The 12,362-nt window shown below is 72.4% G+C and carries 16 protein-coding genes and 1 tRNA gene; 5 read left to right on the top strand and 12 right to left on the bottom strand.

The window, feature by feature from the left end:
* The first annotated feature begins 58 nt into the window (after positions 1-58).
* Positions 59-364: a hypothetical protein gene (locus tag EDF27_RS17895; protein WP_123656181.1), complete on the top strand. Its 306-nt coding sequence runs from the start codon at positions 59-61 to the stop codon at positions 362-364.
* On the opposite strand, the gene EDF27_RS17890 is transcribed toward EDF27_RS17895, so the two are convergent.
* A complete protein-coding gene (locus tag EDF27_RS17890) occupies positions 361-1,296 on the bottom strand; it encodes an aldo/keto reductase (protein WP_132050310.1) in 936 nt (311 codons plus the stop codon). The two genes, EDF27_RS17895 and EDF27_RS17890, sit on opposite strands and share 4 nt — an antisense overlap.
* A 74-nt stretch (positions 1,297-1,370) precedes the next feature.
* On the opposite strand from EDF27_RS17890, the gene EDF27_RS17885 reads away from it, so the two are divergent.
* Positions 1,371-1,946: a TetR/AcrR family transcriptional regulator gene (locus EDF27_RS17885; protein ID WP_132050308.1), complete on the top strand. Its 576-nt coding sequence runs from the start codon at positions 1,371-1,373 to the stop codon at positions 1,944-1,946.
* Between the two features lie 11 nt (positions 1,947-1,957).
* On the opposite strand, the gene EDF27_RS17880 is transcribed toward EDF27_RS17885, so the two are convergent.
* From EDF27_RS17880 to EDF27_RS17840, 9 genes are all read right to left on the bottom strand, one after another.
* Positions 1,958-2,794 (bottom strand): VOC family protein, encoded by an 837-nt coding sequence (locus tag EDF27_RS17880; RefSeq protein ID WP_132050306.1) that lies wholly within the window; start codon positions 2,792-2,794, stop codon positions 1,958-1,960.
* Positions 2,795-2,872: 78 nt separating this feature from the next.
* Entirely contained in the window at positions 2,873-3,490 is a 618-nt protein-coding gene (locus EDF27_RS17875) for a PepSY domain-containing protein (protein WP_132050304.1), read from the bottom strand.
* A gap of 48 nt (positions 3,491-3,538) precedes the next feature.
* Complete coding sequence (locus EDF27_RS17870; protein ID WP_132050302.1) at positions 3,539-4,897, bottom strand: HAMP domain-containing sensor histidine kinase; 1,359 nt, start codon at positions 4,895-4,897, stop codon at positions 3,539-3,541.
* The gene (locus EDF27_RS17865) at positions 4,890-5,567 is read right to left on the bottom strand and encodes a response regulator transcription factor (RefSeq protein WP_132050300.1); all 678 of its coding nucleotides are present in this window, start codon (positions 5,565-5,567) and stop codon (positions 4,890-4,892) included. The genes EDF27_RS17870 and EDF27_RS17865 overlap by 8 nt, the downstream gene beginning before the upstream one ends.
* Before the next feature lie 143 nt (positions 5,568-5,710).
* Complete coding sequence (locus tag EDF27_RS17860) at positions 5,711-5,923, bottom strand: hypothetical protein (RefSeq protein ID WP_132050298.1); 213 nt, start codon at positions 5,921-5,923, stop codon at positions 5,711-5,713.
* Between the two features lie 119 nt (positions 5,924-6,042).
* On the bottom strand, positions 6,043-6,966 hold the full coding sequence (locus tag EDF27_RS17855; RefSeq protein WP_132050296.1) for a hypothetical protein: 924 nt from the start codon (positions 6,964-6,966) through the stop codon (positions 6,043-6,045).
* 5 nt (positions 6,967-6,971) lie between these two features.
* Positions 6,972-7,448 carry an ImmA/IrrE family metallo-endopeptidase gene (locus EDF27_RS17850; protein WP_165931560.1) on the bottom strand — a complete coding sequence of 159 codons (477 nt, stop codon included), beginning with the start codon at positions 7,446-7,448 and terminating at the stop codon, positions 6,972-6,974.
* Entirely contained in the window at positions 7,445-7,885 is a 441-nt protein-coding gene (locus EDF27_RS17845; RefSeq protein ID WP_123656171.1) for a hypothetical protein, read from the bottom strand. Before EDF27_RS17845 ends, EDF27_RS17850 begins: the two co-directional genes overlap by 4 nt.
* A gap of 59 nt (positions 7,886-7,944) precedes the next feature.
* Positions 7,945-8,020 (bottom strand) — tRNA-Lys (locus EDF27_RS17840).
* Positions 8,021-8,133: 113 nt separating this feature from the next.
* Here EDF27_RS17840 and bcp point away from each other — a divergent pair.
* Complete coding sequence (gene bcp, locus EDF27_RS17835) at positions 8,134-8,604, top strand: thioredoxin-dependent thiol peroxidase (protein WP_123656170.1); 471 nt, start codon at positions 8,134-8,136, stop codon at positions 8,602-8,604.
* A 72-nt stretch (positions 8,605-8,676) separates the two neighbouring features.
* On the opposite strand, the gene EDF27_RS17830 is transcribed toward bcp, so the two are convergent.
* A complete protein-coding gene (locus tag EDF27_RS17830) occupies positions 8,677-9,099 on the bottom strand; it encodes a hypothetical protein (RefSeq protein ID WP_132050292.1) in 423 nt (140 codons plus the stop codon).
* A 265-nt stretch (positions 9,100-9,364) separates the two neighbouring features.
* On the opposite strand from EDF27_RS17830, the gene EDF27_RS17825 reads away from it, so the two are divergent.
* The gene (locus EDF27_RS17825; RefSeq protein ID WP_017888820.1) at positions 9,365-9,613 is read left to right on the top strand and encodes a WhiB family transcriptional regulator; all 249 of its coding nucleotides are present in this window, start codon (positions 9,365-9,367) and stop codon (positions 9,611-9,613) included.
* A 581-nt stretch (positions 9,614-10,194) separates the two neighbouring features.
* Here the strand turns inward: EDF27_RS17825 and EDF27_RS17820 are convergent.
* Complete coding sequence (locus tag EDF27_RS17820) at positions 10,195-11,694, bottom strand: PAS domain-containing sensor histidine kinase (protein WP_132050290.1); 1,500 nt, start codon at positions 11,692-11,694, stop codon at positions 10,195-10,197.
* A 118-nt stretch (positions 11,695-11,812) separates the two neighbouring features.
* Here EDF27_RS17820 and EDF27_RS17815 point away from each other — a divergent pair, with 118 nt between their 5' ends.
* Positions 11,813-12,307, top strand: coding sequence for an Rv3235 family protein (locus tag EDF27_RS17815; protein ID WP_132050288.1), 495 nt, complete (start codon positions 11,813-11,815; stop codon positions 12,305-12,307).
* The last annotated feature ends 55 nt before the right edge of the window (positions 12,308-12,362 follow it).

Here is a 12,362-nt window from a genome sequence, read left to right as displayed (position 1 = left end):
GCGCGACGAGCGTCGCACGGTCGCCGGGAGGTCCGGCATCCGCCAGTACGATCAGCGGGTGCCGGACCTCTCTGCATCACCGACCCTCGACCTGCAGCTCACGTGGCGTGGGAGCGTCGGACGCGTCCGGGTGTTCCCGGACCGGGTGCACGCCGAGACGAGCTACGAGCGGGACGCGGTCACCGCGGTGCCGATGGACGCGGTGCGCGGCTGGCGCATCGAGCCGTGCGACTTCGACGCCGTGTGCGTCGAGTTCCTGACCCCGGACGACACCTACCGCGTGCTGCTCGACACGTCCGACGAGCAGGTCGCCGCCCTGGCGCTCCGTCGGGTGCTCGGCGCGCCGACACCCGCGTCGTCCTAGGCGGTCCACTCGGGTTCGGCAGCTGCCGCGTGCGCGTGCCGCTCGGCCCACACGGCGTCGAGTGCGGTCGTCTGCGCGGCGTCCAGCACGATCGACCCGACGGCGACGTTCTCCTCGAGGTGCTCGATGCTCGACGTCCCCGGGATGAGCAGGACGTCCGGTGCGTGGCCGAGGAGCCAGGCGAGTCCGACCTGCGCGGGCGTGACCCCGAGCTCCGCGGCGATGCGCTGCACGGCGGGCTCGTCCGCGACCTTCGGCAGCCCCGGGAACGCCCCGCCGAGCGGGAAGAACGGCACCCAGGCGATGCCCTCGGCGACGCAGAGGTCGAGCAGCTCCTCCGATCCGCGGGCGACCATCGAGTAGGCGTTCTGCACGCACACGATGCCGGCCGGGAGCGCCCGCCGGACGACGTCCGCCGACACCGCGCTGACGCCGATCGCGCCGATGAGCCCCTCGTCGCGCATCGCGGTCATCTCGGCGAGCTGGTCGTCGAGGTCGACGAGCTGCTCCCCCTCGGCGACGAGCCCCGGGCCGAGGTCAGCACGGCGGAGGTTCACCACGTCGATGCGATCGCGACCGAGGGTGCGGAGGTTCGCCTGGACCTGGGCACGGAGCTCGGCGGGTCGCTGTGCGAGGGCGAGCGGGACGGGAGCGTCGACCCGGACCGCGCCGACCTTGCTGACGACCGTCACGGCGTCGCCGCTGCCGAACGCCCGGCGGATCAGGTCGTTCGCCACGCTGTGCCCGTAGAAGTCCGCGGTGTCGACGTGGTCGACGCCGAGTTCGGCCGCCCGGTGCAGCAGGGCGACGCCGGCGTCCCGGTCGTCCGCGAAGCGCTCGAGCGCCATCGCGCCGTAGCCGATCCGGGCCACCTCGTGGGCGCCGAGCCGGGACGTGCCGCCCGGGCGGGTGTTCTCGGTGTGCTGCTGCATGGGTGCCTCCGGTAGGGTGACGGGAAGCGGAGGAACCTCCGCTTGACTGCAGCATAACCGGAGGAGCCTCCACTTTGTCCAGCCTCGGCACGACGCGACGTCCCCGCGCGGATGCTGCACGGAACCGCGCCGCGCTCGTCGACGCCGCACGGACCGCGTTCACCACGGCGGGCGAGGACGCCTCGCTCGAGGCGGTCGCCCGCGCGGCCGGGGTCGGCATCGGCACGCTCTACCGGAACTTCCCGACGCGGGAAGACCTCGTCGCGGCGGTCTACGGCGCCGAGCTCGACGCGGTGCTCGGCACCGTCGACGCGCTGCTCGCCGATCCGCCGGCCGACCGGGCGCTCCGGGCGTTCGCGGACCGGTACGCCCGGTTCGTGGCGGCGAAGCGCGGCATGGCGGAGACCGTCCGGGTCGGCGCGATCCGCGGAGCGGCCGAGACGGCACACACGCGGGAACGCGTGAACGCCGCGGTGCAGCGGTTCCTCGACGCGGGGGCGCTCGACGGGACCCTCCGGAGCGACATGGTCGCGGACGACGTCACGGCGGCGCTCATCGGGGTGCTGCTCTCCACCCGGGACACCGAGGACCCGGAGCAGACCGGGCGGCTGCTCGACATCGTCGTCGGCGGGCTCCGCGCCCAGCCGTAGGCGGCCCGCGCTCAGCCCGCGTCGGGGGCGAACTGCGTCACGCGGAACGTCGCGCCCTGGGGGTCTTCGAGCTCCGCGGCCCGGGTCCAGTAGCCCTCCCAGGTCCCGAGGAGCCGGCCGCCGAGTTCCACCACCCGGTCCGCTGCGACGTCCCGGTCGGCGACGCTGAAGGACACGTGCCAGTCGTCGGGTCCGTCATCGATCCGAGCGAGCGCACCGACGACGTCCGCGAACCCCTCCGGCGCGCCGAACTGGCGCTCCCGGATGTCCGGGTCCGAGGTCGCCGCGAGGTGGTCGCCGTACCCGGGCAGCCGCACCATCACGCTCGGCCCCTCGTCCATGCCGGACACCTGCCAGCCGAACAGCTGCTCGTAGAAGACGAACGCCTCCTCTGGCTCGCGGGACCGCAGGTCGCTGAACACCCACCCGCCCGGGGCGTTGATGTGCTGCGACCCGAGCCGCTCCCGCGCATGCCAGAGCGAGAACGCGGCGCCGCGGGGATCGATGCAGTCCGCACCGCGGCCCGCACTGCCACCGGGACCGGTGTCCCACCGCTCCCCCGCGCTGCCGCCGAGCGCAACGACCCGGGCGGCGGTCAGGTCGGCGTCGTCCACGGCGATGTACGTGGTCCAGGCCGCCGGGTCCTCGCTCGTCGTGATCGCCCCGACGTCACGGCCGTCGATCGTGGCGATCCGGTAGGAGCCCGGCGCTCCGGGCGGCATCCGCTCCTCGAGGTCCCAGCCGAAGAGCGCGCCGTAGAACGCGGCGGCGGCGTCCGGGTCCGGGTGGCGGGCCTCGATCCAGCTCGGGACGCCCTGCGGGTAGCTGCGCGGTGTTGCATCGGTCATCGTCGGCTCCGATCCCGTCCGGGTGGTGTGCCCCGGTCTACACCGCTCCGCCGACACCGGTCGGCTCGCCGTGCGGGGTCAGTCGTCGGTGTCGACGGTGTTCGTCACGACGTCCCCGGAGCCGGCGTCGATGCGGATGCTGTGCTTCGTGCCGGAGGAGTCGCGGACGTCACCCTCCCAGACGACCGTGCCGGCGTGGTCGTCGAGACCGAGCTCCGTGACCGTCCCTGCGACGGTGTCCTGCAGTCGGCCGGCGGCGTCGACCACGTCGATCTCGGCCGCGTCCACGAAGCGCTGGTTCTCGGCGCGGTCCTCGGCGTCGGAGTCGTCCACGCGCGGCGTGCCCGTGGTCTCCTCCCCGCTGGCGTCCGTGTGGACCTCGTGCTCGGCGTGGTCGGCCGTCACGACGAGGACCTCCCACGCGGTGCCGTTCTGCTCCTGCTCGACCGAGATCACCGTGCCGGAGCCCACGGCGTCACGAGCGGTCGCGACGGCAGCGGCGAGGGCGTCGTTCGTGGCGGCGGTCGTCGTCGCGCCGCCGCTGCCCGCCGTGGCGGACGACGAGGTGCGGGACCCGGCGGTCGAACCGGAGTCCGAGTCGGTGCCGGCGCAGCCGGTGACGGCGAGTGCCCCGGCAAACAGGACGGCGGCGGAGACGGTGGCCCGGCGGAGGCGGGGCGTGGTGGTGAGGTTCATGGGACGAGCGTGCCGTGGGAGTGCTGAAGCAGACCTGAAGCCGCCTGTTCAGCCACCGAGTGCGATGCGCACGACGAACCGTGCGCCTCCCGTCGGAGCGTCCTCGACCGTCACCGTCCCACCGTGCGCCACCACCGCGTCCCGCACGATCGCGAGCCCGAGTCCGGAACCGCCGTCGTCCCGGGCGCGCGCCTCGTCGAGCCGGACGAAGCGGTCGAAGACCCGCTGCCGGTCCTCGGGCGGGACCCCCGCGCCGTCGTCGTCCACGACCAGCTCGGCGGTGCCACCCACCGCGCGGACGCCGACGGCGATGCCCGTGGACGCGTGCCGTGCGGCGTTGTCGATCAGGTTCCGCACCACCCGTCCGAGGACCCGCTCGTCGCCGAGCACCCGGGCCGCGCCGATGCCCGAGCCGTCCACCCGGACGACACCGGCAGACCGGATCCGGGCGACCTCCGCGAGCACGATGTCGTCGAGGTCGACCGGCCGACGCTCCCCGATGCCCCGTTCGTCGAGGCGGGAGAGCTCGAGCAGGCCGTCGACCAGGGCCGCGAGCCGGTCGTTCTCCGCCAGGACCACGTCGGTCAGCTCCGTCATCTCCATCCGGTCCGGGTGCGCCCGCGCGACCGAGGCGTGCTGGCGGACCGAGGCGATCGGCGACCGGAGTTCGTGCGACGCGTCCGAGACGAACCGCCGCTGCGCCGCCGCGGACCGCTCCAGGCGGTCGAGCATGTCGTTCATCGTCGCGGCGAGCCGGGCCACCTCGTCCCCGGTGTCGGGCACGAGGACGCGCGCCCCACGGGACGCGCCGCCGACGTCCGCGACCTCGCGGCGGATCCGCTCCACGGGACGGAGCGACCGCCCGACGACGATCCACGTCCCGATCCCCATCAGCGTCACGAGCACCGGGACGCCCACCGCCAGCAGGGTCGTCACCGCCGTCGTCGCGGTGTCCGCCGCGTCGAGCGACGCCCCGAAGACCACGGTCGCCTCGGACCCACCGGGCAGGTCGACGTCGTCGGCGACGAGGAGCCAGCGTTCACCGTCGTGGTCGTACCGCGACTCGTCGGCGGTCGGGAGCGCGGGTGGGTCGGCGTCGTCGCCGTGGGCGATGACCTGGCCGCCCTCGCCGACGACCTGCACGAGGACCTCGTCGTACCCGTCGACCGCGGAGGCGCCGTCGGCCTCGACGCGGGCGGACGCCTGCTCCAGCCCGCTCTCGGCGCTCGCCCGGACGCCGTCGACGAGGACCAGGCGCAGCACGACGACGAACGCGGCGGAGCCGATCACGAGCGCGGCGAGGACCAGGACGACCGCGGCGAGGGTGGTGCGCGCACGGACGCTCCGGGGCCGGTGGGCGTTCGGCCCGCCGGCGTTCGGCGGCCGGCGGCTCTTGCGCTCACGCATCGTCGGCCATCAGCCGGTAGCCCGCGCCCCGGACCGTCTCGATGCTCGCCCGCCCGAACGGCCGGTCGACCTTCCGCCGCAGGTGCCCGACGTACACCTCGACGATGTTCGGGTCGCCGTCGAAGTCGACGTCCCAGACGTTCTCGATCACCTGGCGCTTCGAACAGACCTCGCCGGCTCGGCGGACCAGGAACTCCAGCACCGCGAACTCCCGGCTCGTGAGGTCGAGCGGAACCTCGCCGCGCGATGCCGTCCGGGCGGCAGGGTCGAGGCGCAGGTCACCCACCGTGAGCACGCTCGGCCGGGCACGGGTCCCGCGCCGGACCAGCGCCCGGAGTCGGGCCACGAGCACCGGGTGCGAGAACGGCTTCGTGACGTAGTCGTCGGCGCCGGCGTCGAGTGCCTCGACCTGGTCCCACTCGCCGTCCTTGGCGGTGAGCATGAGGACGGGCGTCCAGTTCTCCTCCGCACGGAGCTGCTCGCAGACGGCCCACCCGCTCATGCCGGGCATCATCAGGTCGAGCACGACGGCGTCGTAGGTGAACTCGCGCGCGTGCCAGAGCCCGTCGATGCCGTCGTGGGCGACGTCGACCGCCCACCCCTCGGCCTCGAGCCCACGGCGGATGCCGTCAGCGAGGCGGACCTCGTCGTCGACCACCAGCACACGCATGGTCCGTATTGTCCCGGGCGGCGCTGAGGCGCGGCTGAAGCGGACCGCGCGGGCGCGGGCGCGGGTGCGGGCGCGGGCGGGTGCGCGGGCGCGGGTGCGCGGGTGCGCGGGCGCGGGCGCGCGCGTGCGCGTGCGCCGTCGGCTCAGACCAGCAGCAGGATGCCCGCGACGATGGAGGCGGCGGTGATCGCCAGCGCGACGAGCAGCAGCACGAGGTGCACCGTGTAGAACGTGGTCGGGCGACCGGCGGCGTCACGGGCCCGCGAGTCCTTCGCGACCCGCTGGAAGAAGCGCGGCCAGGCGATCAGGTTGAACAGGGCACCGACGAACAGGACGACTGCGGCGAAGACGAACACCCCAGCAGCCTACCGAGGAGATCGGTGGTGCTCGGCCGCCCCCAACGCGGCCGAGTCCCACCGGCGATCACCACAGAGAAACGTAGCAATTGCTACAGACCCTACACGGCCGGAGGGTGCTACGCGACGTCCAGTGCGGCTTCGGCACGCGCGAGCACCGCGCGCTCCCGGTCGCTGAGGGCTGCACGGGAGCTCCGAGCGCCGTCGTTGATCTCGACGATGAGCCGGCTGAGACGGGTCGCCGGGTCGTCCGACGCCGGGTACTCGTTGTCGGTGCCGAGCCGCGTGTGCAGGGGCTCGAGCGTCCGGATCGCGGACTCGACGGCGTTCGCACGCCGGGCGCGGGCGACGCGGTGCCCGATCACCAGGAGGAGCATCCCGGAGGCGACGCAGATCACGGCACCCGGCGTCGTGATGTCGTACGGCGTCGACAGGGCCCGCGTGACGGCGATGTCGCCGCTAACGTGCGCGAGGTCCATCACCACGACGACGACCATCCGGACGACGCCGAACAGCCCGCCGACGACGAGCACCCACAGCCCGACGAGGTCGGTGCGGGTCCGCGCCTCACGGACGCGGAGGACGCAGATCACCCCGGTGGCGCCGAGCGCGACGCCGAGGTACAGCGTCTGCGCGATCGAGTACACCGCCGCGGCGGCGTGGTCACCCGCAACGAGCATGAACGTCGTCGTGGTCGGCGGCTTGTCCAGCACCACGAACGCGGTGACGATCACGACACCGACGACCGCGCAGGAGACGATGATCGCGTTCCGGAGCCAGGGACCGGCGGCACCGACGGCCTTCGCCACACCCCACAGCAGCGTGCTGGTCCCCGCGATCATCAGGCAGTCGCTGATCACCGTCACGACATTGAACCCGCCGAACAGCGGGTCGAGCCAGCGGTACAACGGGTCCACGTTCGTGACGATCGTCGCGCAGAAGAGCAGGAACGTGACGGCGAGGGTCCGGTCCTGCCCGCGCTGCAGCACGAACAGCGTCACGGCCCCGGCGACGAGCAGGACGGCCTGGACGACGGCGAGCACCGCCGTCACCCGAAGACCCCCCGGAAGGCGCTCGGCCGGTCACGGTGACCGCGGATGAGCTGTGCGAGGCGGTCGGCGAACAGCTCGGCTTCGCGCTCGAACTCGTTCTCGAAGAGTCCTCGGGCCATCGCTCGCTCGACCTTGTACTCCGGCAGGTCCGGGATGACGTCGCGGATGTACGCGGACTGCGCCGACGCTTCCTGGTGGGCGTGCAGGACGTGGCCGAGCTCGTGGCCGATCACGAACGACCGGAAGGTGCCGGACGAGGTCGGCGAGATCATGATGAGGTGCGCCCGCTCGAGCGTCGCCACGAACCCGCAGACCGGCTCGGACGCCAGGAACGCTTCTTCGCGCACGACGATCGGCTTCCCGACGATCTCGGCGGCGGCGGTGACGGCCTGGTCGACGTCCGCCCAGCTCTCGGCGCGTCCACGCTCCCAGAACGCGTCGAGCCGCGCGGAGTCCCCGGCGCGCGTGCTCACGGGACGATCCCGCGCTGCGATTCCTCTTCGATCACCGCGGCGATGCGGCGGAGCGCCTCCGGGGAGAGCTCCCCCGGGAACGTCCGCGCGGCGAACCCGCTCACGCGTGCCGACCGGAGCGACCGCACGAGGGCGAGCTGCGCACTGATCCGCTCCGGGACGTCACTGTCCTCGAGCAGGAAGCGCTCGTCGACCTCGAAGAAGCCGGCGAGGAGCTGCAGGAGCTCGGTGTCGCGGTTCCGACGACCGGCGCCGGAGATCATGTACGTCCACTTCGCACGGGAGAGCGATCCGCCCCGGGCGTCGACGTACTCCTCGATCGCGGAGAACGGCACCGGCGCGCCGCGCTGCGACTCCTCGAAGTCGAGCAGGAGGTTGAGACGCCGCGCGAGCTCCGCCGCGTCGAGCGCTCCGCCCTTGGGCTCCCTGGTGATCATCGTTCCCCGATCCCCCTCCGGATACACGAGAACCCCTGCCGGAGCAGGGGTTCGGATCGTGGTGCACCCCCTCGGACTTGAACCGAGAACCCACTGATTAAGAGTCAGTTGCTCTGCCAATTGAGCTAGAGGTGCATGCACCGGTCACCCGGAGCTTGTCTTGGCTTGTGTGCCGCAACGGGAATCAACAATAGCATGGGATCCGCGTGCCCGTGACCACCGCCGGGCACCGACCGAACAGGAGCCCCATGACCGACCGTCTCGCCGCCGGCGACACCGCCCCAGACTTCACCCTGCAGGACCAGGACGGGGTGGAGCACACCCTCGGATCCCTGCGGGGACGCAAGGTCATCGTGTACTTCTACCCCGCCGCGTCGACCCCGGGCTGCACCACCGAGGCGTGCGACTTCCGCGACAACATGTCCTCGCTCCAGGCCGCCGGGTACGAGGTCCTCGGCGTGTCGAAGGACGAGCTGCCGGCGCTCAAGGAGTTCCAGCACGAGCAGGCCCTGACCTTCCCGCTGCTGAGCGACCCGGACCTGGCAGTGCACAAGGCCTACGGCGCCTGGGGTGAGAAGAACAACTACGGCAAGATCGTCACCGGCACGATCCGGTCGACGATCGTCGTCGCCGAGGACGGCTCCGTGCAGCTGCCGCTCTACAACGTCAAGGCCACCGGGCACGTGGCGAGCCTGCGGAAGAAGCTCGGCCTGGTCTGAACCCGGCCCACAGACGGACGGGAGGCCCGGTGCCAGCTGGCACCGGGCCTCCCGTCCGTCTGTGGTGACGACCTACTCGACGCGACGTGCCAGGGCGGTCGTCACCGACTTCGAGAGCACGAGCGTGATGGCGACGAGCGCCGGCAGGAGCAGCGCCCACCCGACGGCCGGGACGCGGAAGACCCCCTGGAACGCACCGATCGCCAGGGCTCCCTGCAGTACCTGCCAGACGATGATCCCGCTGCGCACCCAGGAGCGGCCACGCCAGAGGCCGACGAGCATCGACCCGAGCCACAGCGCCGCGATGGCGGTCAGGATCACGAGGGCGATGCCGGACGCGACGCTCGACGCCGGCGACACGAGCAGCTCCACGATGAGTGCGACGGTCGTGACCACGAGCGCGAGGAACTCCAGCGCGAGGACCACGAGCAGCCCGAGCATGGCCCGAGACCTCGGTTCGGGGGCCTCGGGTGAGTTCGAGGTGGGCTCAGACACAGTGATCCTCCAGGATTGCAACCCTTGATTTGGCCATACCAGTATGGAACGATGTTCGAGGTCGTTTGGACGGCACGATGTGGTGTGCGTCTCCCGTGGTTCGACGCTCTTCTCCCGAGCGTTCGCGGGCGTCGGACTCTCCCCGCACGGTTTCTCCTCCCCACAGGATCCCCCCGTACGTCACATGATCATGTGCAGAGTCCTCGAGCCCCGAACCACGGCCCCGGCCTGCCGTTCGAGCATCGACATCAAGGAGCACCACCACATGGATTGGCGTGACAAGGCTGCCTGCCTCACCGCGGACCCCGAGCTCTTCTTCCCCGTTGGGAACACCGGGCCGGCCGTGGACCAGATCGAGAAGGCGAAGTCGGTGTGCGCACGGTGCACCGTGACCGAGATGTGCCTGCAGTACGCCCTCGAGAACAACCAGGACTCGGGCGTCTGGGGCGGTCTCAGCGAGGACGAGCGTCGCGCGCTCAAGCGCCGCGCCGCTCGGGCTCGCCGCGCCTCCTGACGCAGCAGCAGTACTGACGACGACGCCCGCCGGGCCCTTCGGGGCGCGGCGGGCGTCGTCGTGCGCGGCGCGCCGCGCCGCGCGGCGGGCGCGGCGTCCCGCGCCGCGGTGGGCGGCCTCGCCGCCGGGCGGTGCGGCGCTTCGCACAACCAAAACCAGCCCGCACCACTCGATCCCGTGGTTCGGGCTGCGTTCGGTTGTGCGGGGTCACCGCGACCGCCTGGAGGACCGGTGCCAGCCCGCCGGGCGCGCGCCGAGCCTCCAGGCGGTCGGGTTGCACCCACTACGAACGCCGCGCCCCCACGCACCGGGGCGCGACGTCCACGCGCGGGCGCGACCCCGCGCCGCGCTGCGCGACGGACATCACTCGCGCCGACGCGCGATGCGACAGCGCACCGCGCGGTGCGCCGCCGGCGGTGCGGTGCCTCCGCGCAACTGAAAGCAGCCCGAACCACGGAATTCCCCGGTTCGGGCTGCTTTCGGTTGTGCGCCGCCGCCCCGCGCCAGCGCCGCCGCCCGGCGCCAGCGCCGCGCGCCCGCCGCGCGCCCGCCGCGCGCCCGCCGCGCGCCCCGCGGCGCCGCTACGCGGCCGCGGTCTCCCAGCGGAACGGGATCGAGATGGTGACCTCGGTGCCGCTGCCGGTCAGCGTGTGCCAGTCGATCGTGCCGCCGAGCTCGCCCTGGATGAGCGTGCGGACGATCTGCGTGCCGAGGCCCGAGCCGACCTTGCCCTCCGGCAGCCCGACGCCGTTGTCCCGCACCTGGATCGACAGGTGGTCGTCGGAGCGGCGGGCGACGATCTCGACCTCGCCGTCGCGGCCGTCGAGTCCGTGCTCCACCGCGTTCGTGACGAGTTCGGTGAGCCCGAGCGCGAGCGGGGTCGCAGCCTCCGACGGGAGCACCCCGAACTCCCCCGTCTTCTTCGGGTGGACCGTGGTGTTGTGGGAGGCGGCGACCTCGGTGACGAGCTTCAGGACGGAGTCGAAGACCTCGTCGAAGTCGACGTTCTGGCTGAGGCCCGTCGACAGGGTGTCGTGCACGACGGCGATGGCGGCGACGCGGCGCATCGCGTTCTGCAGTGACGTCCGTGCTTCGTCCGAGTGGGTCCGGCGCGCCTGGATGCGGAGCAGGGACGCGACGGTCTGCAGGTTGTTCTTCACCCGGTGGTGGATCTCCCGGATGGTGGCGTCCTTGGTGATGAGCTCGCGCTCCTGGTGCCGCATCTCGGTGACGTCGCGGCAGAGCACGACGGCACCGATGCGCTCACCGTGGTCGCGCAGCGGGATCGAGCGGAGCGTCACGGTGACGCCCTTCGACTCGATGTCGGCTCGCCACGGGGCACGGCCGGTGACCACGAGGGGCAGGGACTCGTCCACGTCGAGCTGCTGCCCGAGGAGCTCGGTCGTCACCTCGGCGAGGGACTTCCGCTCGAGTTCGCCCTCGAAGCCCATCCGGTTGAAGGCGCTGAGGCCGTTCGGGCTCGCGAACGTGACGATGCCGTTCGTGTCGAGGCGGAGCAGACCGTCGCTGGCACGCGGCGCGCCACGACGGGGTCCGGCCGGCGCACCGAGGTCCGGGAAGTCGCCGGTCGCGATCATGCCGAACAGGTCGTTCGCACTCGCGGTGAAGTTGAGCTCCTGGCGGCTCGGCGTGCGCATCTCGTCCTGGTTGGAGTGCCGCGTGACGACCGCGATGGGACGGTCGGTCGTCTGCTTGCTCTTCGGGCTCAGGCGGCGCAGCACCGGGATCGCGCGGACGCGGGTCGGGGTGTCCTCGTACCAGTCCGGCTCGGCGGAGTCGACGACCTTCGCGCCGGCGAAGCTCTCGGTGACCTGCTCGCGCCATTCCTCGCGGATCTCCTGGCCGACGATGTCGCGGTAGAACAGCGTCGCCGCGGACGACGGTCGGGCGTGCGCGACGGCCACGAACGAGCCGTCCTCGGCGGTCGGCACCCACAGGACCATGTCCGCGAAGGACAGGTCCGAGAGGAGCTGCCAGTCCCCCACGAGCAGGTGGAGCCACTCCACGTCTGCTTCGGAGGATCGGCCTTGTGCGAGGACGAGATCACTGAGGGTCGACACCGGCCCAGTCTAGGTGCGACGGGCTGTGGACAGATCTGCTCCGTCCACAGGCATCGAGCTTCGGAATTTCTCATGTTGCATACGTCCTACGCTCAGCCCACCAACGAAAGGGGCCGGGGTGGCGCGGGAAGCACAGCGGATCGAGGACGATGCGGGCGGGTCCACGCAGCCGGAGCAGGTGGCCGTCGGGTCGGCGGTGGTCGCCGCCACGGAACGGCTGTCGAGCGCGCAGGACCCACCGGGCGCCGACGGGTCCTCCACGGCCGAGGACGTCCTCCCCGATCCCGCGGAGACCGCGCGAGCGCTCGCCCTGTGCGTCGCGGAGATCCTCTCCGGAGCGCGGGAGGTCGACAGCATCGCCCGGTGGATCACCGAGGACGTGCAGCGCCACCTGCAGCAACGGGCAGCGTTCGCCGCGCGGGCCCGCTCGGTCGCCCGACGTCGCAACCGACGGCCGTCGATCCGCGTCGGGAGCGTGCTGGTCTGCCGCCCGGCGGACGGTGTCGCCGAGGTGAGCGTCGTCGTGCACACCCGCTCGCATGCGCGCGCCGTCGCCATCCGGCTCGAGGAGCGAGCCGGCCGGTGGCGCGCGACGGCCATCGGCATGCTCTGACGGATCGGCTCGTGTCAGGTCGTTCCGGTCGGGGCGTGGGGCGCGGGGTGCACGG

The organism is Curtobacterium sp. PhB136 (genome assembly GCF_004346855.1).
Taxonomy (GTDB): domain Bacteria; phylum Actinomycetota; class Actinomycetes; order Actinomycetales; family Microbacteriaceae; genus Curtobacterium.
Note: the sequence above shows the minus strand (reverse complement) of the source record. Positions and strands in the feature narration are given on the sequence as shown.